At 36.3% G+C, this 23,963-nt stretch carries 13 protein-coding genes; all 13 read right to left on the reverse strand.

Going from position 1 to position 23,963, the window contains the following annotated elements; translation table 11 throughout:
* Positions 1-43 precede the first annotated feature (43 nt).
* The 13 genes from J8H85_RS08440 to J8H85_RS08500 all read right to left on the reverse strand — a co-directional run bounded on the left by J8H85_RS08440 (position 44) and on the right by J8H85_RS08500 (position 23,961).
* Positions 44-937, reverse strand: coding sequence for a carboxypeptidase-like regulatory domain-containing protein (locus J8H85_RS08440; RefSeq protein ID WP_209654530.1), 894 nt, complete (start codon positions 935-937; stop codon positions 44-46).
* On the reverse strand, positions 934-2,877 hold the full coding sequence (locus tag J8H85_RS08445) for a hypothetical protein (protein ID WP_209654532.1): 1,944 nt from the start codon (positions 2,875-2,877) through the stop codon (positions 934-936). The genes J8H85_RS08440 and J8H85_RS08445 overlap by 4 nt, the downstream gene beginning before the upstream one ends.
* 33 nt (positions 2,878-2,910) lie before the next feature.
* Positions 2,911-5,643 (reverse strand): hypothetical protein, encoded by a 2,733-nt coding sequence (locus tag J8H85_RS08450; RefSeq protein WP_209654534.1) that lies wholly within the window; start codon positions 5,641-5,643, stop codon positions 2,911-2,913.
* Between the two features lie 19 nt (positions 5,644-5,662).
* Positions 5,663-6,649 carry a Kelch repeat-containing protein gene (locus J8H85_RS08455; protein ID WP_209654536.1) on the reverse strand — a complete coding sequence of 329 codons (987 nt, stop codon included), beginning with the start codon at positions 6,647-6,649 and terminating at the stop codon, positions 5,663-5,665.
* A gap of 344 nt (positions 6,650-6,993) precedes the next feature.
* Entirely contained in the window at positions 6,994-9,282 is a 2,289-nt protein-coding gene (locus tag J8H85_RS08460; RefSeq protein ID WP_209654539.1) for a heparinase II/III domain-containing protein, read from the reverse strand.
* A 113-nt stretch (positions 9,283-9,395) separates the two neighbouring features.
* Positions 9,396-10,838 carry a sulfatase gene (locus J8H85_RS08465; protein ID WP_209654541.1) on the reverse strand — a complete coding sequence of 481 codons (1,443 nt, stop codon included), beginning with the start codon at positions 10,836-10,838 and terminating at the stop codon, positions 9,396-9,398.
* A 93-nt stretch (positions 10,839-10,931) separates the two neighbouring features.
* Positions 10,932-11,879, reverse strand: coding sequence for an SGNH/GDSL hydrolase family protein (locus J8H85_RS18925; protein WP_245243768.1), 948 nt, complete (start codon positions 11,877-11,879; stop codon positions 10,932-10,934).
* Positions 11,880-12,141: 262 nt separating this feature from the next.
* Positions 12,142-13,512: an alpha-L-fucosidase gene (locus tag J8H85_RS08475; RefSeq protein ID WP_209654543.1), complete on the reverse strand. Its 1,371-nt coding sequence runs from the start codon at positions 13,510-13,512 to the stop codon at positions 12,142-12,144.
* A gap of 30 nt (positions 13,513-13,542) precedes the next feature.
* Entirely contained in the window at positions 13,543-15,903 is a 2,361-nt protein-coding gene (locus tag J8H85_RS08480) for a PDZ domain-containing protein (protein WP_209654545.1), read from the reverse strand.
* An 8-nt stretch (positions 15,904-15,911) separates the two neighbouring features.
* On the reverse strand, positions 15,912-16,781 hold the full coding sequence (locus J8H85_RS08485; protein WP_245243769.1) for an alpha/beta hydrolase: 870 nt from the start codon (positions 16,779-16,781) through the stop codon (positions 15,912-15,914).
* A 15-nt stretch (positions 16,782-16,796) separates the two neighbouring features.
* Positions 16,797-19,580 (reverse strand): heparinase II/III domain-containing protein, encoded by a 2,784-nt coding sequence (locus J8H85_RS08490; protein WP_209654552.1) that lies wholly within the window; start codon positions 19,578-19,580, stop codon positions 16,797-16,799.
* A 20-nt stretch (positions 19,581-19,600) separates the two neighbouring features.
* Positions 19,601-22,270, reverse strand: a complete 2,670-nt coding sequence (locus J8H85_RS08495) for a hypothetical protein (protein WP_209654554.1) — start codon at positions 22,268-22,270, stop codon at positions 19,601-19,603.
* Between the two features lie 23 nt (positions 22,271-22,293).
* Entirely contained in the window at positions 22,294-23,961 is a 1,668-nt protein-coding gene (locus J8H85_RS08500) for a sulfatase family protein (RefSeq protein ID WP_209654556.1), read from the reverse strand.
* Positions 23,962-23,963: the final 2 nt, after the last annotated feature.

Raw genomic sequence — 23,963 nt, forward strand, 5'->3', positions numbered from 1 at the left:
GTGATTTTAAATGTTACTTAATGGTCTTGTTGCCTACAGTATTTTAATTCGTTAATGTTAGTTTAATTGCCAATTCCGGATATTTGCCATTGAAGTAACCATTATTCTTCTCTTGTTTTAAGTAATATTTCCATGTTCCTTGATCAAAAAACCAGCTGCTTTTTTTGTCTGAATTACTAGCAATCCCTAAGAATGCTGGTGCGTACATAATTTTTTCTATCCATATATTTGAATCTCTTTCTCTGTATCTAAATACATATTTATTTGATTCTATAATTAGCCATTCGATAGCGATAAAAAATCCTTTTTTTGGAAATTTTATATTTAAATCCGATATGTCAATTTCAGTTGTTTTTTTTCCATATTTTGCAACTCCTATTATATTCTTATTATAGACATAACCATAAGGTTCCCCTCTATCATTTATATCATAAAATATAATATTGAATTTTGAGTTTTTAACTTTACTATCCGTAAAAACTTTGATTTTTTTTAAAAATGGGGTTTTATTATAAGACTCTTTATATTCAAAAAATCTTGCGACAATACAAGGATTTTCATAACCAGGATAGTAAGTAGGTATTTTATCTTGTTTTAAGTTACCAATGATTAATTCTTTAGACGTTTTTTTTGAATTAATAACAATTTCGTCTAGCTCGGTAATGAGTGGTTTTAATTCAAGACTATTTTTAATAGCATCAGAAGAAATCTTTTTTGTTTCATATCCAATTGCTGAAAAAACAATAGTTTTTCGACCTTCAAATTTTAATTCAAATGCTCCATTTTCATTTGATGTCGTTCCGATACTTTCATTTTCTACCCAAATATTTACATACGGAATTTTTTCCTTTGTTTCGCTGTTAATTATAACCGCCTTTAACTGACCAAAACAAAAGTTTGAAATAAGTAAAATTGTTAACGAAAGTAGTTTTTTCATATGTTACCTAACACTGGTGTATATTTAATTACAATACTTCCTTCTTTAATTGGTTTCTCAAAATCAATACCAATTCTATATGCAGTACCTCCTTCGCGTAAACTTTTAACAGGTACTTGTTCATCCTTAATTTTTATTTGACCTCCAATACCTGCAACTTCAGCTTTTACTTTTTGACTTTTCGAAGTTAATATAACCGTATGATTATCAATGATTTCATATTTAGTGTACGTCATAATCGCCGTTCCGAAGGTTACTGGTTCTGAAGCAGCAAAATAATCTTGCACGCTTATAGTTCCTGTACCCGATTTATCATTCACCATGGTTCTGGTCAAGGATTTTAACATAGGTAATTCATAAGCAGCCTTCATATCCATAACCACTTTATCTGAATTATTTTCAAAGATAGTTTCCGTTATTTTTCCTTCAAACTCCCTTCCGTTCGATTGTAATGTATTATTGATTCGAGGAACCGGATGCCCCCAAGAACTTCGCGCTTTATTGTCTTTAGAAAATGATCCTGCGGTATATGATGGCGCACCAATATCACCAGACATGAAATCTTCATCCAAAATAAGAATATAGGTTCCTACGTCGCTATGATTATGGTTTTCGGCATTATGCCCTGCTTTTATGGCTATTGAAAATGGTACTTTTTGTTTGCCACGAGAAATTACCATACCAAAATCGTCAAAATACGTATGACCATTTAATTCTGATTTTTGAGTTTCACTCTCATTATTCACACTGAATAGTTCTGGATTATTCCACGCTATAATTTGTTCCACAGCTTCCTCCATTCTAATTTCTGAAGGTTTGATGGCGCCATAATGTTTTGAAGATAGCATCTCAGCAAAATTGCTGCCACTGCTTTCGGTATGCGAAACGCCATCAGCAAATGGGGCGCAGGTACCATTTTGAATTTCGAAATGCTCAGGAAAATTTCCTATTCTTTTTAATTTTTCAGGATTATCAAAACTGAATAAATTTATTTTTCCTTCGGTATAGTCGGATAGCATTTGTGCCAAATACAAGTAATGGTTAAAGCCATAACCCCAATATCCCAATCCTTCGGAGCAATACCCATCATCACCAAAGCCACTTATATAATATTTCATGCTGTTTATTGAAGACCCAACGGCTGCCAAACGTTCTTCAGCACTTTTAGAATTTATAATGGTTACCAATACAGAGCCACTTGTACAAACCGAATTCCAGTTGCTGGTACTCTTAATCCAAGTATTATTTTTATCGTTAAGTTTACAACTTTTTAAATAGGAATCGGTAATACGCCATTGCAATTGCTTCTTAATTTCGGTGCGCATCGCCTGAGAAAGTGAATTTCCTAAAAGTGATTCCGCTATAGCTAAAACACCCCCAAACTTACGGGCGCCCAAATCTATCGTCACACGTTTTCCTTCTAAAACACCGTTATTGTTATCATCATGATTGGGATGTAGCCACGACTTCATGTCCATAATAGCTTGAACATAAGTGTTTATTTGAGGTAAAAAACGTCCTTTATTTTCTAAACATTCTGCTAAAATAAAATGCTCTAAACGATCCATGGTTCTGTAATACCTCGGTTTATAAATTCCACGATTGCCTTCTTTATTGGCTCTTCTATATATTTCATCTGAAATAGGCACTTCAGGTTTTTCATCCAATAAGGACATTGCTTTATTTAAATACACTTTACCTGAAGATGTAGCCGCCATAGCATCCCAATAGGCGCGATCGGTTATTTGAGGTGCTGCCTTATATGCATCATTAGGCATCACTTTTTTAAGCATCTCCATTTGTTTTGCTGAAGGATATATTTTATCGCCATCGGCATGTTTTAAATATTCAGCAATATTTAAAGTGTCTCTTTCTGGATTATTATAGCTAAAAGCCCCCATAAAACAGAGAAAGAACCCAATGCTAATTAGTGTTTTCATTTTAATATTCATAACCATATGTTTAGGCTATTTTTAATTTAAGTCTATAACTCGAAAAGCTCCCACATTAAACTGCTTTTCTTTGTTGTTGTAGGTTATTGTTACGGGAACTTCATTATTTAAAAACAATTTCCCTCCTTTTATTTCAAGTACCACATTTCCTTTTTCACTTGCTGAAATGATAAAATCTTTTGTGCTAAGTTCGGTGCCATTCCCCATAAATAGAACAGCATCACCGTTTTTCTCTTTTCCAATTAACGCATATGTTGCATTGGTGGATATCTCTTTATATTTTGCTGATTTGTTATTAACTGAAGAAAAAATTAAATCCGCTCTTCCAGATGTACTCATAATATTTAAACCTACAAAATCTTTACTTCCGTTTTCATCTTCAAAACTTTTTATAGATGTAACACTTTTTCCATCTGTTGAAGTAAATGGTTCGTAAACGGATACAAAAGGATGCTCCCAAGCCTCCCCATATTGGCGTGCATTAAAGGTTAAATATGGTGCTTTATCCACATCGTAAGGCAAACCAGAGTTTCCTTTAAACGCTTTATTTGGTGGCGACTTCAATGAAAATATCTCTCTGTTTTCAGAGCCTTTCATCCAAAGATTCATAAACACATCTTCTTCACCCTCTGGCCTATCAATTTTCCATTGTGCTTGATAATCGTTGTTTGTTTTGATGGATTTTTTATCCCATTGATAATCAAAAGCATACAGATAACCCCCAGCAAACGCCATACCTTCGGATGGAGACAGGTTTAAAGGTTTCCCAGAAGCGTCTAAAACTTCCATACTCTGACCTAAATTATGATAGAAATAATCATGGAATTTATCGCCTTTACGTTGTTTTTTTGAACGGAAAACATCCACATAATACCCTGTAGTTGCTCCTGTTTTTATGGCACTTACCAATCTGCTTTGGTCGCTTCGTGTTTCGGGTTCTAAAAAGTAAACATCGGAATAGGTGATGTTTGGATAATAACCATCTTTTTGCTCAGATTTTGGATATTCGCCCATTAAATCGAAGGCATGGTTACTAAACATTTCGGTATAGGAGGAAACACCATCTACCATCACCGTATTATGCGCTGGAAATTGGGAGTAAAACTCTAGATAAATAGGTTGCAAATAACCCGCACCCTTTCCTGGGTCTGCCCCTTGTACAAAACCTTTTCCGTACAACTCCATATTGATGCCATTGGCATGCATATGGTTACCCAATGAGGCATTTAATGACACCATCATGCCATCTTTACCAGTGCCCATGCGTTGCACATGCCAACTTACATTAGGTGCATAAAAGGTTTGAGTGATGTAATCTTTCATATCGCCTGCTGGATATTTAGGATTGATTTCCAACGGTTTGCTTTGAAAAAAGGAAGATATATTAGCTCTTGGCTTTCCGCCACCTCTACCAGAACGTTCAGAATCTTTTACAAACAAATGATACATGCCCGTAAATTCTTTTTCTAAAGCTTCGTTCTTATTTTTTTGTGCCATACGTATCATATCGGTAATCGCATCAGTTCCAATGCCTCCATAATTGGAATCTCCAAAAGCCACGGTTTGTCCGTTAGGAAACAAATATTGGGGCAGCATTTTTACAGCCTTCGGTATTACTGGCGTGTAAGGCAAAATATTGTGATTGAATGTGTTATCAAAATCACTAATAAAATGAACTAAATCTTTTGTAACGCCTTGTGCATACCCTGGACATTCGGCCCAAACACCCGTATTAAAATCGTAAGCAAACTCCATAAATTTATTTAAGGACCATTGGCGTGCAGAAGTTTTATTCAGGATATAATCGATATAATATTCACGTCCTTTTTTGTCTTCATAGTTTTTATTATCCTGCAACACCATGGCAGCTTTTAAAATAATTTTAGCCTGGTGCAAGTTCCAATTATTTTGAGGCACCCCATTTTTTATGATTTGGTCTGTCCATCGTTTAATGGTTTTATCATACATGGGGATATTTTCAGCATGTGACGCTTCAATATATTGATGTAAATAATCATAAAGTTCGGCTACGTCAATCAGGACGTTTTCATGTATTACTTGAAAATTAGTAAAACCAACAAGCGTTTGAATATGCCCATTGAGCAAATCGATGGGTTCACTTCTATATGACATGCCTTCTAAATAGGTATGGATAATATCATAAGCAAACTTAGCATAACGCTCATCATTTTCTAACCAATAAATAAAGGCAGCATCATGCGCCAACTCAATTATTTGCTCATTAATGGAATAAATGACTCTTCCTGTTTTAGAAGGATCTACCCACTCAAAAGGGCTGCCCTCTTTACTACGGTTAGGTAAATATAAACCGCGAGGGTCATCCATATACGGTAAAACATCTTCTAATTTTGGTGTTCCATAAGATGTTGTATAATCGCGAGAACCTACAAAACGAACTGTAGGAACAGGTGCTTCACCATCAGCATGCGAATAATTTATACCATCAACATAAATGTTGGTCGCTTTTGTTTTCCAATGCATTTGTAAACGAGACACCATCCATTCTGGGTCTTGAACATGACGCTGTACATACACATCTATCCTATCATGAATACCTTTAAGTACTTCTTGAGCCCAAGTTTCTTTCTTAATTGTTTTTTGAAGATTCTTTTTTCCAGCTTGGGTAATATACATGCGTGGATATCCTTCTTCCAAATTATTGGGAAGCGGAATTTGAGCGTGAGACCAATTTCCTAAAGAAATCAGCATCATTAACACTAGTATCTTTTTCATATGTTTACGTTTATTGTTCTTATTTATCGCTAAAACTTAATATGGTTTTTAACTCGGGGTTTCCACCTCTGTTACCACAACCAGAAGCTATGTAAAGTTTCTTTTTATACCAAATAAGTTGGGTTCCATGCCTGCCTTCCGGTAAACTGGGTAAAGTACTCCATGTACCTGTTTCGGTATCAAGGCTTTCCAATTCATTATGTGCTTCTTTTTGAACTGTACTTTCGCCTCCTGCAAACAGAATGTTATTTTTAATAGTTACCGCAGTACAGCCGGCGCGTTCCGTTGGCACTTTAGATTCTAAAGTAGTCCATGTTCTTGTTTTAAAATCGAACACATCTACTTCTCCTTTGGTTAATTCAAACACCTTTTTTATTTTGCCCGAAGTAACCCTACCTCCTAAAACATATAATTTATCATTACAAACCACCGATGTAGCATGATCTCTAGCACGAGGAGCATTTGGAAGTATTTCCCATTTACCTGTTTTAAAATCATAACAATCAAACCAATTAACATGTCCATCCCAATGCCCATCAATAATGCCTCCTGTTAAATAAAGCTTGTTTTTATAAATACTTGCGGTGGTTGAAGCTCTTAGCCTATCTTCTGGCATTTTGAAACTTTTAGACCATGTATCGTTTTTAGGGTTATAAACAAAAACATCTTGTACGGGAGTTTCATGGGGGTATTTACCAGTATGGGCACCTGCAACATAAACATTCCCTTTATAAGACACTCCTTGAAAATGATGCAATTCCATGGGCGGTTTAGCACCTGAAGTCCATGTGTTCGTCTTTGGATTAAAAATAGAAACCTCTTGAATTCGGCGCCCCCCTAACAAATAAAACTTACCTTCAACTTCTACAAAAGCAGCTTCATGACGTTCTACGGGTTCTCCAATACAATTTAATGTTTGCCAATGATAGCCATCAAAAGTTTGAGCTGATAGCCTTTGGTTTAATCCTATGGAAAGAAATATTAATATAAAAACGGAACCACGCATCACTTCTTTATTTAAAGATTTATTTATGTTTAATTACTTTTTAGTGACGGTTTGTATTCCATACACTAAAGGAAAAGCTACAATTAGCAACAAAAAAATCCAATATTTTGGGGGAAATTTCATCTTTTTCATTTAAATGTGCAATTTCCTGTTTTTATAATAATTTAACTATAAATTATGTCTCATTAACTATAAATTATAGGCGATTTTATAAAAAAAAACACGGTGTGAAATACATGATGAGATGTACATGTTTTTTAAGATGAATAATTTATTTTGATACAACAAAAAAGGTTGCACGTTAAAGCAACCTTTTTTGTTGTATGTCAAATTTTATTATCATTTTACAATCTAATTTTAATCAATTTGTTTGAAGCATCATAACTTCCATTTTTATCACTTGCATTCACAGTTAAAGATGATTTGCTTTTTGGACTGAACAAACTAAATGTTGCGATTGGTTGTCCTTGAAAAATAACATTTTGATTTGTTTGAAAATCTTCAACCAATGCCGTGTATTTAGAAAGTGAATGGATTAAAACCTGCCCATCGCGACGTAAATAGCTTCCATGTCCAATAAATAATTCTTCGATATTTTGGATATTGCTTTGGTCTGCACCTTCTTTAAATTTCAAAACCGTTAAATAAGCATCAGTATCCCAACCTTCTATGTTTATTAAACTATTTCGGTGCTTCAATCGGCCATCTGCCAATAAATTAAAATACACAACGGTTGTTATTCCGTTTTGGGTGATGGAAACTTTTTGATAATCTTTACCTTCTTCCTTTGTAATTATTGGAAGGCTTTTGACGTTTTCAGGTGTTTCCAGAGTAATAGTCGTTACAAATTTTGTTCTTGTTGTTTTTTCAAAATGACTGATGGACCAATATGGTTTTTGAGTATCTGGATGATGGTCTTCGTACCCTATCTTTTCCTTTAATCGCATATGCTCAGGAAAATCATGAGGGCGCTCACCACCCGGAGGAAAGGTTTCTGGGAATAACGGACGTACCAATACCTTCGCATCACCGTCCTTAATGGATAAATCGATACCGCCTTTTAAGGTAGATTCGCCATTGTAATGCAACAACCATTCAAATTGTCCAGGTTCATAAGCCAACAAATCATCTATCACTAAAATAACATCGCCTACCCATATAAAATTACGATAATTGCGCGCTAAAATATGCGAGTAAGGTCCCGTAGCATTTGCCAACAGGTATTTAAAATCTTTCCCTTCAACTAAATTATGAAGTGAACCAGAATTAACGCTGCCAAAGTAGGGGTCGTTTCTATTTTGTCCTTTGCCGTCGAACATCACCACATTGTGGGCTTCACTTTGGCAATAATATTCGGTAAACAACGGATTCAAATAACTACCTGTCCCTGAATCTATTATTAAGTTTTTTCCTTTGTGAAATAAAATAAACGAACCCGCATCGGCATGGGCATGGTTCCAAGTAAATCCAGATTTTACGGCTAACATGGAAGCATTGTCATCCCAAGAGTTTCGCATGGTTGCCCAACCCATATCTTGATATAATGTTGATTTAGGTCGGTTTGATGAAATAGTTGCATCCTTTATGGCTGATCCTGGATTTAAAATTAAAGCTTCGGCTGAACTTGAATCGTTATGTTCAGCGTTGGTAACATGATTCATATACCAAGCATAATCTTTGTTTTGATATCCTAAATTCCAAAGTAGCCTTACAATTCTATTTCCATTAGCTATAATTTTAGAATCGCCAAAATTGACTGCAAGATCCTTTCCGCCTTCAACAAAATAGGTAGTGTTTATAAAAAAGTCGCCAATTTTATCAACTACAGACGATTCTATTTTTGGTGCATCAGGCAACACATTGGCATAAGCATAAAGAAATAGTAAGTATTGAGATGTACCATAAGCAGCGTAACCAACACTTTCATAAAAACCGCCATCCCTATCGAAAGTAGGTGGCTTATTTTGTAAAACACTTCCTGTGAAATTCAACCATTCTACAGAAGATTCATGACTATCTTGCGCCCATTTTTTAGCTTCAGGTATTTCGTTCCTAACAGCCAATGATGCCAGACCAGACATGTACACACAAGCGCTCCACCAGTTATGCCCCATTGTATCGTAGGTATGCATATTGGTATTGGGCTCTAACCAATCATATCTTGCAGGTGTGATGCCCAATCGAACAATGTCTTTAGCAATTTGCTCTTTTTCAGGTACTGTTAAATAATTATAAATGCAATCAAAGCCCACAGCAATGTCATAACTTGTATGCGAGGTTCCTAATCCTCCCTGCCATGGCGGATTTCTTTTTAGCAAGGTACTGCCTTCCCAGGTTTTCTTAGACCCGTAATCTAAAAGTAATCCCTTTAGTTTACTGGCGAATTTTTCTTCACCCGTCATTCTATAAACCAATCCTAATAAAAGCGCATCGGTTGACTTTAGTTTATCTTTTTTAAGCAATTCCTTAGCTTTTTTGTATTGCTCATTCCAATCGCTTTTTATTGTTTCATCGGTCTTAATTTGATCTTTTAACCTTGCAATATTTTCATCGGTATAGATTAGATAATTTCTTTTTTGTGCCGATATATGAAAAGTTGCAAGACACAAAAAAATGATTATAAATTTTTTCATTTTTTAAAATAATATAGATTTAGAAGTTTTATTTCTTTTTCAATATTACCAATTATGAAAATCAATTGATATAAACTATAACTCAATGATTATAAATTATGAGTAATTATATATTACTTGTTCCAATTAAACGCTTCACCACCCAATTTGTCATTCAATAATTGTTTCAATTCCTTAACAATTTCCGGATTTTGATTTGCTATATTTTTGGTTTCTTCGCCATCATGAATGTGGTCATAAAGTTCTACTGCGCCATTCTTGTGCTGCGTGAAGCGGTATTTATCAGTTCTAATTGTGGTTGCCTCTGCTGTATAAGCGACTGCCGCCCTCTTTTTAGTTTCTTTGCTTTTCATCAAAGGATATAAAGAATTACCATTAACAAATTCTGGTTTAGGTAACTGACACATGTCTGAAAGTGTTGGAAAAACATCTAAAGACTCTACAATATCATCGATTTTCTCTCCTTTTCTGGTCATTTCAGGATTACAAATAATTAAAGGCGAACGAAGAGATTCTTCAAACAAACTATGTTTTCCCCAAATAGCGTGTTCACCTAAATGCCAACCATGGTCGCCCCAAAGTACCACAATCGTGTTTTTATCGGCACCTGTTTCCTTCAATTTCTTTAAAATATCACCTACATGTTTATCGGCATAACTAACGCATGCGGCGTAGTATTTGCGTAATTCTAAAGCAAAATCTCCATCTTCCCTCGGGTCTTTGCCCCAGCGATTGTAGTTCATAAATTCATTGGAATTATGCCATGTTGTTATACCTTCTGGCTTTTCCGGGTGTGGTATTGAAGGAAAAGTAACGTTATCATATAAGTCTAAATATTTTTTAGGAACTCCAAATGGCAAATGTGGTTTTATCAGTCCAATAGCTAAAAAAAATGGTTTTTTGGATGAAGCTAATGTCTCTAATTGTCTTAAGCCTTCTTCAGCAATCCATCCATCTGGGTAACTGGTATCTAAACCATCGACGGTTTCGAAGACATCACGATCATTGGAATCTCGCGTTTTTCCATATGAAAGCCCATGCATAGCACCTCTGGGGGTTTCCCATTCCGCTACTGGCATGAGATGTTTATCCCACGCATTGGGCATTTCAATAACGGAATCATTGTTCCAATCCTTACCGCCTCTTCCCCCAGGGTGATGAGATACTTTACCAACGGACACCGTAGTATAGCCATTTTTTTTAAACCACTCTGGCATACTGGGTGCTATCTTTTCACCTCCACTATCCATTTCTTCTGCTCTGGAAAATAAAGCTTCATTACTATCACCTCTGTACTGTACACCATATTGTCCCGTTAAAAACGTGTATCGGGATGGCCCGCAACTAGGTGAATTCACATAATGTTGATTAAAAGAAACACCTAAAGCTACCAATTGATCTATGTTTGGCGATTTGATATATGTTGCTCCAAAAGCATTTAATTCAGGGCGTAAATCGTCAATACAAATAATTAACACATTCTTTTTTGCAACTTCCTTCTTAGCATGGCATGAAAAAAGCAACAACACAAACATCAATAAAACAGAATACTTCATAATTTAAATATTTGGTTCTAAAAGAAACGCCCCTTAATACCTTAGAAAATTAAAAGTAATAAGGGGCGTTTTATCATCATAGTATGACAACGTTTATTTTAATGCTTTTTTAATAGCTGTTATCACCAAAGGTTCCATTACATGATAGCCTTCTAAATTTGGATGCACGGTATCTCTGCCATATTCCTTTTTCAAGCCTTTTTCATCATTTACCATGGATGAATAATAATCTAAATACACCATACCGTTTTTCTTGGCGTAGTTTTTAATTAATGAATTTAGCTCGCTGATTTTTTCTATAGGTTCTATGGAAGGACTCCAAGAATAACTACTTGCGGGCAGTACCGAAGCTAATACCACTTTTATGTTATTGGCTTTTGCAATTTCTGCCATGGAGAAAATATTTTCGGCAATTTCAGGTATTGTAATGGGTCCTGTATTGCCTGCAATATCATTAGTTCCTGCGTGAATAACTACGGCTTTGGGTTTTAAATTAACAACGTCTTGTTTAAACCTTAAAAGCATTTGTGATGAGGTTTGCCCACTAATACCTCTACCTACATAATTGTTTTTAGTAAAAAAATCTGGATTGAAATCTACCCATCTTTCAGTTATGGAATTCCCCATGAATACCACTCTGTTTTCTTTTTTATCCGGAGCTTTCAGTTCCATGTTAGCCTTTTTATACCTTTTTAAATTTGCCCAATCATCATTAGGTATTAATTGAATTTTTACAACCGAAACCTGAGCATCAGGCGCTTTCTCGGGTAATAAAACGGTTAATTTATCTTCAATTAATACTATTTTTATTTTCTTATCTGGCTCTGAAAGTAACCTTGCCTCTCTTGGCTTAATCGCTCTATCTATAACCAATTTTCCGTCTTCTGGCCAATTAAAAACATGTGCTAATAAAAAGCCATCTTCCCCTTCTGTATACGCTCCCCATTCTGGTTTTTCATAAGAAATTGTTTGAGAAAACCCAACACCAATATTTAAAGCAAAAGCAACTACGATAATTATTAATTTCTTGTAAACATTCATCTTCTATCTTTATTTAAATTATTTTGATTTTATGTAACAACAAGTACTAATTAACTAAGTTTGTTTTAATAATTACTGCCGTTTTAATTTATTCAAAATAAGGCTATCTAAAAAGTGTATTATACTTACTTTGTCAGGTTGAGCTTGTCGAAACCGATATTGATTACCGGTTAGTTGAAATATTTTGACAAGCTCAATATGACATAGAACTACACTTTTCAGACAGCCTTATTCATTACTTTTTAAATCTACTTGGTTGATCTTATTTTAACAACTCTATTTTAACAACAGTAACAGGATTGTCTGGTGCTAGCATAGGCACTTCAACCAATACATCACTAGATGTTCCCAATGCTTTTAATTCAACACCTGGATTCGTTAATAAGGTCACTTTTTTAAACTTAATGTCTTTATGAAGCTTTAACAAACCATCTTTTGGCCAATCGAAAACATGGGCGTATAATACACCATCCTTTTTAGTATAGCGTCCCCATTTTGGTTTTTCATAAGGACTTGCAGAAGCTCCATAAATAGCTTCGCCGTTTTTCTTAGTCCATTGCCCCATAGCATCTAAACGACGGATGCTTTCAGATGGAAATCTTCCGTAGCCATCAGGACCTATATTCAACAAAAAGTTTCCGCCCTTTGAAACAATATCAACTAATTTTTCAATTAAATCTTCACTGCTTTTCCAGTTATTATCGGCTGGTTTATAGCCCCAAGTGCCATTCATAGTCATACATGCTTCCCAATCTGTATCAATTCCGGTATCTGGAATTTCTTGTTCAGGTGTACCAAAATCACCAGCAAACTCACCTGGATTATTGTTCATCCCGTCCATTCCTGTTCTTCCTTTATCAACTCGATTATTTACAATAGTGTTGGGCTGGATATCACGAATGAATTTATAAAGGTCTTTACCCATTTCTGTGGTATAATCTGAAATCCAGTCACCATCAAACCAAACAACCCCGATATCACCATAATTTTTCAATAATTCGCCTACCTGAGGTTTCATATAGTTTTCATAATATTTTGGAAATTCTGGGTTAACAACTGATGGATCGTCATGTTGTGAAATGTTGTAGTTTGGGTACAAGTTTCCTTGTGCCTGTGGATGGTGCCAATCGACTATAGAGTAGTAAAAACAAAATACAATGCCTTGTTTTTTACATGCTTCGGATAATTCTTTAATAATATCTCGTTTGAATGGTGAGGTGTCCATCACATCATATTTTGTGACTTTTGAATCCCATAAACTAAAACCTTCGTGGTGTTTAGATGTAATAACGATATACTTCATACCGGCATCTTTTGCCATTTTCACCCAAGCATCGGCATCAAACAATACGGGATTGAACATTTTTGGAAATTTCTCGTAGTCCTCAATGGTATAATCCAATTTATCCATGGCCCATTCGGCACCACCGCCAGCAATTTTAGTACCGCGTTCTCCACCAATAATGGAGTATGCACCCCAGTGGATGAACATTCCAAATTTAGCATCACGCCACCACGCCATACGCTCGTCATCAGACAATTTCTTAACTTTTGATTTACTTTGTGAAAATCCAGTATTCACACTTAACATGGTAACCAATACCAAAATACTTAACCGCCTTAATGTTTTCATTTTCATTCGTTGTTATTAATAATTCTACTTTTATTTTGTGTTGATTGTAATTTTTTGTTCCGATTGATTTCGCATGATTACCAAATCCATTTTATCTGTTTTATTTTCGACGTTTATTTTGAAAAAATCCTGAACATTTTTTACTTTTTTGCCATCAGCTTGAAGAATAACATCACCTTTTTTGATACCGTTATTTTGAACTGCAGGACTTGGTGCCCAGGTACGCAATATGATGACACCTTCGGCAGAATTCAAACCGTAAGCCGATTGTTCTTGCTCGGAATCCACACTTTTGATATTATTTCGTAACCAAGCAACCTCAGGACTGCTTTTCTTTTCCGATGGATCTTTTATCACCGGAACCTCTGGTGTTTTAGCTATTTTTTTCAGTTCTGGTTTTTGCACCCCAAATTGATTCATTGGGAAATTTTTAAATCCGATTTTTAGCGCTGGTGAGTTTTCAGCAACACTAAAATCTAAATTTGCAGGATCTTTAAACATGGGGTCGCCATACACACTGTGTGTATCTCTATCATAAATTTGAGGTTTCATCATAGACACTTCGTTTGGAAATAAATTATAATCCAATTCTTTTCCCCAGCCTAACAAACCAACATCTTGATAGGTATCGGCTACAATGTTGTGTTTAAAGACATCTTCACTATTAGCGAACCATACATGGGGATGCAACGAGTTGTTCACCATAATGTTATTTTCTGCCACACGGTTAAACCCTTCGCGCAATTTCAAACCACTATTCAACATCAAGTTATTGTAGATATGGTAGTTTGAAGACCCATCATCTAAATCGACATCCCAACCATGGTCGCAACGAAAACGGTTGTTTCTAATGATGGTTGTTTTTATGGCATCCCACTTGTACATATCTGGAATTTCTGTAGTAAGTTTATTCATTTCGTCACGTTTAGGGTGCCAAAAACGATCGCGTCCCCAAGAGTTGAACGACCCATGATCGCTAGTTTCTAATACGGTATTAAACACATCGTTAAACTCTAAAATATGTCCGCCCCAAGTACCATCGCCAATATTAATTCCTGCTCTTGGCACATCGTAAATACTATTGTGGCTTACTGTAATATCCATAGCCATAGAAATTTGAACACCAGCGGTTTGCTTTTCGGTTCTACCAATTCGGTGAATTAAATTATCTTTCACCAAACATTCGCGTGGATACAACTCATTTTTTGGTCCTGGTAACGTATCCATTTCCGCAAGCGGAACAAATTTTCCATAATTGAAAGATGGAGAACGTACCGCAGATGGATCGCCTACAAACGAAACTGCACTAGCACCACACTCATGAATATGGTTTCCTATAATTTCCAATCCTTTGTTGTATTTGCTAGCCATGATAACGTTTCCACCTAAATTGGTAAATTCATTATCAATCACTTTACAGTTTTCCGTACCTTCAAAAAACACCACACTGCCTCTGTAAATATTCCAATCGCTCCTTAACAAAGGCTCAAATTCCTCCATAAAGGTGCGTTGGGTATGTTCAAAAGTGATGTTACTAATGGTGATATTTTTTACAGGATTTTCTAAAGTCCCAACGACTTGTATCAAATCTTTAAGTACAGCGACTTCAACCTTCGCAGTATTAAGTTGTACATTTTCGGTTGGCCAATAGTACAATTTGCTGTTTTCTTTATCTAAAAACCATTCGCCAGGACTGTCCAGTTCTTCAAAAACGTTCTCTACCATGCGGTATTCTTCATGGGGTTTAGAGCCTCTGTTGTTTTGATGTCCGCCCTCCAAAATAACCGTACCATCTACATTTACTCCGGTAATTTCAAAGTGAAATCCGCCCCATCTACCACTATGCAAGGCATGAAAATAAGCGCCTTTTGGATTTTTCCATGTGGCAATGCGTTCTTTAGAAATCGCATCGGCAGCAAATCCTTGCCAGTAGTGACCATCTTCATTATAGTTTGGATAACGCGCTAAAATTTGCGGTGTTCCGTTGATTACCAGTTGGTCGAAATTTAGATTTTTGGGAACCGATGTTACATACATCCATTCATTGAACTTTTTCCATTTAGGATTTAAGACCACGGAACCTTTTATACGCACTTCGGAAGCATCGGTGCCTTTAATAGTCAATCCACTTAAGGATGCAGGAATTTTTACGGCTTCAGATAAATGATATTCACCAGGTAAAACATGAATAACAATACCCGATTGAGTATTATTGGCTCTTAATTGAGTAGCCTTAGCAATGGCATCTTTTATACTTGCAAATGGCTTTTCTTTACTACCGTTTGAACTTGTAGAACCTTGTTGTGACACGTAAATTTCGATGCTTTTTGATTGTGCTGCGCACGAAAAAAACACGACTAAGGTTATCAATAAAATACTTACTCTTGTCATTTATAATTTTAATTTTTTATAATTGTTGGTTTTCCTTGTATATACCCCAAAGACTCTAAAAACACATCGGCTTCATATACCGTTTCAATGTAACATCTATCGTTCTTTTGCTTGCCCTTATTAAAAAATCCATGTTCTTGATTATCAAAAATAAACACATCACATCTACTTCCTACGGCTTCCATTTTAGCCTTAAATGCATCCGCTGTTGCCACTGGAATCAATTTATCTTTATCGCCTAAAAAGAAAATAGTAGGTGGTGCGCCTTTTTTAATGTTATGCATAGGCGAAAATTCTAAATAACGCTCACCAATACGCTCATAACCATAGCCTTCCGGTCCGTTATCAACAACAGGATTAAACAACACCAACGCATTGGCTTTTGTGCTGATGGACAGATCTTCTCCTTCTTCATCTAAACCTGAAAGCATGGTGGTTGCTGCTGCCAAATGGCCTCCTGCCGAACCTCCTGCTGCAACCATTTTATCTGTATCGACTTTTAATTCTTTTGCGTTTAGTTTAATATACCTCATGGCCGATTTTGCATCTTTCACAGATTCAAACGGTGTGGTTTTGTGTTTATTTTTCACGCGATAATCCACTAAAATAGATACCATGCCTCTAGAAGTGAAATATTTTGCTTGGTCTTCAAACTGTGTGATGCTGCCTCCGTTCCATCCGCCTCCAAAAAAGAAGACGATGGTTGGGTATTTTTTATTTTTGCCTTCGGGATGGTACACACTTAATTTTAAAGTATCAGAGCCTATTATTTTATAAATATGCTCTTGTGGTAAAGGTGGTGTTAAAGTATTATTTTGACTATTTACGTTGGTAAATGTCAACATCAAAACCATCATTATTATTAAATTTCTTATCATTTTCTATATCTTCAATTAATATACTATGACTACTTTACTGCGGGCCTTCATTAATCTAAATTCCAATTGTTCTGGGTTTGACCTGTTAATTTGTCCTTGTCTGGCAGCAATTAACTTACCATTTTCATAAACCTGTAATTCGGCCGATTTTTTCCCATCTAAAAACGGCGCACGTATTACAACAGGCGCATCGCTTTCAATTACAAAGGTATTTTTTGAACGTTCTATGGATAGGGTTACAGGTTTCCCTGAAGCCACAATACTCCAGCCATCTTGCTGGTAATTATAGATACCTGAAAGAAACACATAATCTATGGCATTACTACCTTTAGCTTTTCGAGTGATAGATACAACTCCTTGTTGGTACAAATTATCGGTTTTAATGATATCACCTTCATTTGAATTTAAAATGATTTTATCAGTTGTTTTATTATCACTCAACAACACCTCAACAACTTGGGTACTTGGATTTTCTTTAAATGTTGAAAACGTTACGTTTGAAACAGGGTTTTCTTCCCCATCAATATACGGATTAAAAACCATAGCAAACGGATTCTCCCAAGCAGCCTCCTCCCTTTTTACAATTAGAGTTTCCATAGGGTTATCCACTACCTCAGCTGGTGCCGATCCTTTGGTTATGGCATTGGATTTTGGCGATAAAGCCGTATAAATACTTTGCTGCTCACTTCCTTTTACCCAAACTTTCATGATGTTGTCTGCTTCATTTTTACTTTTCAACCTAAAAAGTGCTTGAACATCTTTAGAAGTTTCTACCTTCTTTTTGTTGGTTAAATAATTGTAAGCTTTTAAATCGCCTTGTTTGCTTCCAAAATCGGTGGTTTCTGTTACATTTAAAGGTGTTTTCGCATCTAAAAGTTCTAACGATTGCCCTAAATTACGGTAAATATAATCGTGTCTTTGTTTACCTTCTTTTTGTTTTTTTGATCGGAATACATCAACAATATACCCTTTAGAATTTTTTCCTTTTACAATAGCAGTAAAACGTTGTTGATTTGCCTGTGTTGCAGGTTCGAAAAAGGACACTTTTGAAAATGTCAGTTTATCAAATTGAGGTATTGTTCCCGCTTTTGGAAAATGATTGTCTAATGCAAATGGGTGGTAACCTCGCATGGCATTGTAATCGGATTTTCCATCTACCACAACCGTATTGTGGGCAGGAAATCTGGAATAGAAATCGCGATGGTCGGTATGCCAATAACTTGGGCCTTTACCCATGTCTGGCCCCAACACATAGTTGTTGGCGAACAACTCCATTGAAATACCATTTACATGCGAATGGTTGCCGTATGAACCCGCCAAAGAAACCATCATCGCATCGTTTCCTTTCCCCAATCGCTGATTAAACATACTCACGTTGGAGGCATAAAATGTAGGCGACGTTAATTTACTTAAGCCATCTTGAGCTTCATTGGACTCTTTTAAATCATCTACATAAAAAAACAGTTCGAACAAACCATCTGCTTTTCGTTTGTATTCGCCCTTTGCAATCATATCGTTTAGCAAACCAGAAATAATAGCTTCCTTTTCTGTGTTGTTATATTTTCTATAGTTTGAAATTAACAATTCAAAATTTTCTGGCGGAAGCGGTTTGTGTGAAGAGTCCCCAAAACCAACCATATACCCGCTAGGAAATAGATATTGAAACGAAGCCAAAGCCGCTTTTTCTATAATAGGATAGTTAGACAACTCGTTTTTATTCGTAAAGTGATCCAACAAAGTGAAAATATCGAGCAAACTTGCAATGACGTGCACCGAATAAGTGGCACACTCTGGCCACATGCCCGTTTCTTGGTCGTAAACCAATAAAGATTCATCAATCGATAACTGTCTTTCGGTAGAAGTATCAAAGGTATATTTTAAGAAATACTCGCGCCCTTTTCCGTTTCTATACGCTTTATCGGTATCTAAAACCAAGGCAACATAGGTTAAAAAACGTGCTTGAAATAAGTTCCAGTTATTATCAGGGATTCCGTTTACAATTATTTGGTCGCCCCATTTTTGAAATACCGCATCGCTGTGTGCTATGTTTACTTTTTCTTTTTTGAAATAGTCATATAAAAAATCGTAGGTAGTTGCCAACCCTTTAAGGATGCCTTCATGAATCACCTCAAAAGTTGCTAAACCGGAAACACGCTGTTGGGTACCGTTTTCCAAATCGATTGGGGCATCTCTATAATACATGCCTTCCATATATGTTTCGAAAACAGGCTTTGCAAATGCAGCATATTTTTCATCGCCCGTTACCCAATACAAAAAGGCAGCATCTTCTAGCAATCCTATAATTTGTTCATTGATTTTTTCGATGGTGAAACCTATTTTGGATGGATGCACCCATTCTTTAATCCCTTCTTTATTTTCTAAAAAGAAACCTCTTGGGTCGTCAAAATAAGGCTCCACATCTTCAAGTTTCGGACGTTTATAATCGGAAGCCCAATCGCGTGTACCCGAAAAACGAACCGTTGGCACAGGTGCTTTTCCTTCGGAATGCGAAAAATTGCCGCCTTTTAAAAACACTTTGCTGTGCTTGGTTTTCCAATTCATTTGTAAACGGGATACCAACCATTTTGGGTCTTTTTCACAATACGCCAGATACTTTTCTAGGTTTTCAATTTTCTTGTCTACTAAATTTTTCTTCCATTCGGTAGTTTGAATGCTCTCTAAAAATTTGGTTTTAGCGGCATTGGTGGTATAAATTCTAGGGTGCCCCAATTCTTGTGCAAACGATACCATCGGGCACATGAACAAAGTCATTGCTAAAGCAACCAAAAATTGTTTCATTTTTATAATCATCTAACTAATTATTGAATTTTTATATGATAACCAGCCGGATATTCCTTTGATTTTCCTTTGTTTAATTGAATCAACACAGGTTTATCTGCCGAATAATAATAGCTTCCATTTTCTATTTTTAACTCTGCTGAAACCGCTTCGTTTACAGCTTCAATTTTATAGTTTCCTTTTTGAAGCAGCTTTCCTTTTCCTAAATATAAATATTGAAAGTTGCCATGTTCTTCTGAAGCAACACCGAAAATGCCTTGGAATTTCAAATCTTTTATAGGTTCATAAACCTTAGTATCAATAGCATTGCAGATATATTGCTTGCTATTCTTTGAAGTTACCGCTATACTTGTGAAGTTATCTGAAGTTTGAAGTTTTGAAATGTCTTGAATGGCTTTTTCACCAGTTTCGTATGCTTCAAAAACAGACACAAACGGATGCGCTTTGCCATTAATTCCATTTTGACGCACAATTAAAGTTGGCGTAGTTTCTGGACTTTTATTCACTTGACCCGGAGAAACATCATCACGTAAAGTTGTTGGCGGCGCATCTACCACAAACAATTGTCTGTTGGCTTGCCCCATCATCCACATATCGGTTATCAAGGCTGGAGAAATAGTGTTTATAGTCCAAGTGGCATTAAAATCGTTGGTATGATTTACTTTTCTTTGGTTTTTGAAGAACGCATAAAACTTATCATATTTCACGCCTAAATCGTTTGTTTCCTTCAAACTTAAAGATTCATTTGATGCATTTTTAAGCGTGACTGCATTTCCTAAATTATGATGAATATAATCGTTATTATTTTGATCTGATCTGAAAATGTCAACATAATAGCCAGTGGTTTCAGAAGTTCGTATCATAGCTACCAAACGGCGTTTTTCATCAGCAGACACATCTGCAAACGAACAATAGTTTGACGTTTCTGTGCTATTATAAAAAGCACCTTCATCGGTTTTAGGATCCATCGCATTGATGGTGATGTCTCCTTCTTTATACCCTGGCACAATGGTATTAGAGCTCATAATACCTCGGTGATACCCTGCATCTTCAGACCAATACGACTCATACGCCGAAGCATCTGGTGCCAACGCCCAACCTTTGCCGTAAAATTGCATGGCTAGTCCGTTTGCTGTTAAATGCGATTTGCCCTTTCCGCCGTATAAAGTAAACATCAATCCGTTGTCTTCGTCGTTGCCATTCTTCATAATCAAATGTCTATGAAACTCTGAATAGGCTGCCTTATGAAATGGCAAATCACTTCCTGAATCTGGTAATAGCTGATTGAAAACAATCCCTTGCCAATCGGACTTACTTCTATCATACTGACCTGCCGCTATGTTTTTACGAATAACGGTGGCCATCGCTTTTGCTGTTTCCGTATCACCTTCCCAAGTTGCATAGGTTAATAAGGACTCAAAAGCTGAAATATTTGAAGGACCACCTCGCATATCTCCAAAAACAACCAAATTACCTCGCGCATCCAACCAACCCAAATTGGCCATGGCTGCTTTGGAAATTATGGGATTTCCCGCTAAGGTATTCACACCAGCTTTATACAAAACAACGCCCATATCCAAAACGGTAGGAATCATGCCAGAAGCATACCCTGGCGATTCTGGCCATAAACCAGTTTCTTTGTTATAGAAATCCATTATTACGGGCAAACCTGCATAATGATCGCCTGACTTTTCGGTGTAAAACGGAATATAATAGTCGCGCCCTTTGCCGTCTTCATAAAAATCGTTGGATTCTAAAACAAGCATGCTGTTTAAAATGTTTTTGTAGCGATTTACATTCCAGTTTCCAACTTTTCCACCTCTTATCAAGCCTATTTCTATAAAACGTTTGAATACTTCACCTGCAATATCAACTGGTTTTTTGTTGATGGTTTTTAAATGTTGATGCGGATGCGCGTTCAAATAATCATATAAAAAATCGTAGGCAATTGCGGTTGGAATTTGTCTGTCGTCATGAATCACTTCATAATCGTAATAGCCCATAATCCCCCCTGGTTCGTAACCTCCAGGTCCGTTGGTTGATTTTTCTGGATCTAATGGTGGCTTCATATAATAAGTTCCTATGAGCCACGTATATAAAATATCGGATGAAAATTTAGCATACTTTTCATCTTGAGTCATATAATAAGCAAATGCCGCTTTTTCGGCCAGTTTTAGAATTTCTATATTGTTCTGTCGAATCATATGGCCCGTTTTTTTGTACGGAATCAAAACAGGTGTTTTATCGGCACTGGAACGACTGATGCCTAGCATATCACCCGATTCGTTATAAGGAATTCTGTCTTCTAATGGTACGTTCAAATAATCATTCCAAGTACGCATGCCGGGTAAGCGCACGGTGGGTACAGGGGCATTGCCTTCGCCGTAATCCCAATTTTGATTTTTAATGTAACATTGGGTGTAATGTTCGCCTTTTTTCCAATACATGGCCAATCGAGACACTATCCATTCTGGGTCGGTGACATGACGGTTTACATGAACATCAATATCATTTAAAAGTTTATCCCATGATGCTTTTGCCCAATCTTCGTTTTCAATTTTTTGTAACAATTGCGCCCTGTCTTCCTGCGCCGCATATAAACGAGGATGCTCCCCTGCCTTTTGTGCATGACTGAAAATTGTTCCTAAAAACAATGTAATAATTAAAATGGTTCTATTTGTAAAGCTCATAAAGTTTAGACTATTTTTATTTTTTAATGAAGCGGTACTGTTTCAATATCTGGATTGTTTTTTGCCTCTAGATATTTTCTAAGTATTTCTTGATCTAATTCTGAACTATCTCCATAATGTTTACGCATTTCGGATAGTTGTTTTTTCAATTTTACAACCACTTTGGCATAGGCAGGATCGTTAATCACATTCTTCATTTCTTGCGGGTCTTTTTTACGATCGTATAGTTCCCACTCATCTACATCATAATAAAAATGTGCCAATTTATACTCTTGGGTAATGATGGCATAATGCCTTTTCACCATATGAATTCCTGGGTACTCGTAATAATGGTAATAAACTGCATCACGCGTCCATTCTTTATCGTTGCCAAGTAGTAATGGGATTAAACTTTCACCTTGCATATCAGAAGGTGGAATAATATGTGCTGCTTCTAAAATAGTTTGTGCAAAGTCTAAGTTTTGAACCATTTCGGTATTGGTAGTTCCTGGCTTAATTACATTTGGCCATTTGATTAATAAAGGTGTTTTGAATGATTCGTCGTAAACAAAACGCTTATCGAACCATCCGTGTTCTCCTAAATAAAAGCCTTGATCGGAGGTGTAAATGATGATGGTATTTTCATCTAATCCTGTTTTATCTAAATAATCCAATAAACGTCCCACATTTTCATCCACAGAAGCAATACAACCTAGGTAATCTTGCATGTAACGTTGGTAACGCCATTTCATCAACTCGGTGTCGTTCATGTTTGGATATTCTTTTTTGAATGCATCCATCATAGGGCCGTAAACCGAATCCCAAACCGCTCTTTGTTCGGCATTCATAGCACCAACCTCACGTTCAAAGGCTTCCAAATCCCAACCAGATTTATCTTCAATACCCAATTCTGCCATTATTTCTGGGTACATTTTAGAGTCTCCAGCCCAATTCATGTGCTGCAATAAATTCATTTCAGCGGTTTTAGCGGCAGTACCTCTACCTTCGTAATTATCGAACAAGGTTTCAGGCTCTTTGAAGGTTTTTTTGGTGTATTCCTTGAAATGACGCGGGGCTGGCAACCACTCTCTATGCGGTGCTTTTTGCATGGAGAACAACATAAACGGCTTGCTTTCATCTCGTCTGTTTTCCAGCCACTCTAAAGTCATGTCCATGATAATATCGGTAACATACCCTTCAGCCGTAATTTGGCCGTCGTTGGTATCGAAAATAGGATTGTAATATCTTCCCTGTCCCGGTAAAATTTTAAATTCATCGATGCCTTTAGGATTGTTCCCAAAATGTAATTTTCCAAACATAGCCGTTTGATAACCTGCTTGTTGCATTAACTGGGGAAAGGTGGTTTGAGACTCATCAAAAGGAAACACATTATCTACTTTTCCGTGAATGTGACAATGTTTACCCGTTAAAATGGTAGCTCGTGAAGGTGCACAAATGGAATTGGACACACAGGCATTGGTAAATTTGATGCCTTCTTTCGCGATACGATCGATATTTGGGGTTTGTATCAAATGATCACTATACGCACTAATGGCTTGGTATGCATGATCATCAGACATCATAAAAATAATATTAGGGCGCTCTGTTGGCTGTTTCTTTTTTAAAGTCTCAACACCTTGTATTCTACAAGATACCATTGCCATTAATAGTACTGCCGATACTAACTTTAAAACAATGAATCTCTTCTTCATAA

This window comes from Mariniflexile gromovii, assembly GCF_017814435.1.
GTDB classification, from domain to species: domain Bacteria; phylum Bacteroidota; class Bacteroidia; order Flavobacteriales; family Flavobacteriaceae; genus Mariniflexile; species Mariniflexile gromovii.

Excerpts from the sequence above, each read along its gene's own strand:
- J8H85_RS08450 (WP_209654534.1), bottom strand. The coding sequence starts at position 5,643 with ATGAAAAAGATACTAGTGTTAATGATGCTGATTTCTTTAGGAAATTGG.
- J8H85_RS08480 (WP_209654545.1), bottom strand. The coding sequence starts at position 15,903 with ATGACAAGAGTAAGTATTTTATTGATAACCTTAGTCGTGTTTTTTTCG.
- J8H85_RS08500 (WP_209654556.1), bottom strand. The coding sequence starts at position 23,961 with ATGAAGAAGAGATTCATTGTTTTAAAGTTAGTATCGGCAGTACTATTA.
- J8H85_RS08465 (WP_209654541.1), bottom strand. The coding sequence starts at position 10,838 with ATGAAGTATTCTGTTTTATTGATGTTTGTGTTGTTGCTTTTTTCATGC.
- J8H85_RS08455 (WP_209654536.1), bottom strand. The coding sequence starts at position 6,649 with ATGCGTGGTTCCGTTTTTATATTAATATTTCTTTCCATAGGATTAAAC.
- J8H85_RS08445 (WP_209654532.1), bottom strand. The coding sequence starts at position 2,877 with ATGAAAACACTAATTAGCATTGGGTTCTTTCTCTGTTTTATGGGGGCT.
- J8H85_RS08440 (WP_209654530.1), bottom strand. The coding sequence starts at position 937 with ATGAAAAAACTACTTTCGTTAACAATTTTACTTATTTCAAACTTTTGT.
- J8H85_RS08460 (WP_209654539.1), bottom strand. The coding sequence starts at position 9,282 with ATGAAAAAATTTATAATCATTTTTTTGTGTCTTGCAACTTTTCATATA.
- J8H85_RS08475 (WP_209654543.1), bottom strand. The coding sequence starts at position 13,512 with ATGAAAACATTAAGGCGGTTAAGTATTTTGGTATTGGTTACCATGTTA.
- J8H85_RS08485 (WP_245243769.1), bottom strand. The coding sequence starts at position 16,781 with ATGATAAGAAATTTAATAATAATGATGGTTTTGATGTTGACATTTACC.
- J8H85_RS08495 (WP_209654554.1), bottom strand. The coding sequence starts at position 22,270 with ATGAGCTTTACAAATAGAACCATTTTAATTATTACATTGTTTTTAGGA.
- J8H85_RS08490 (WP_209654552.1), bottom strand. The coding sequence starts at position 19,580 with ATGAAACAATTTTTGGTTGCTTTAGCAATGACTTTGTTCATGTGCCCG.
- J8H85_RS18925 (WP_245243768.1), bottom strand. The coding sequence starts at position 11,879 with ATGAATGTTTACAAGAAATTAATAATTATCGTAGTTGCTTTTGCTTTA.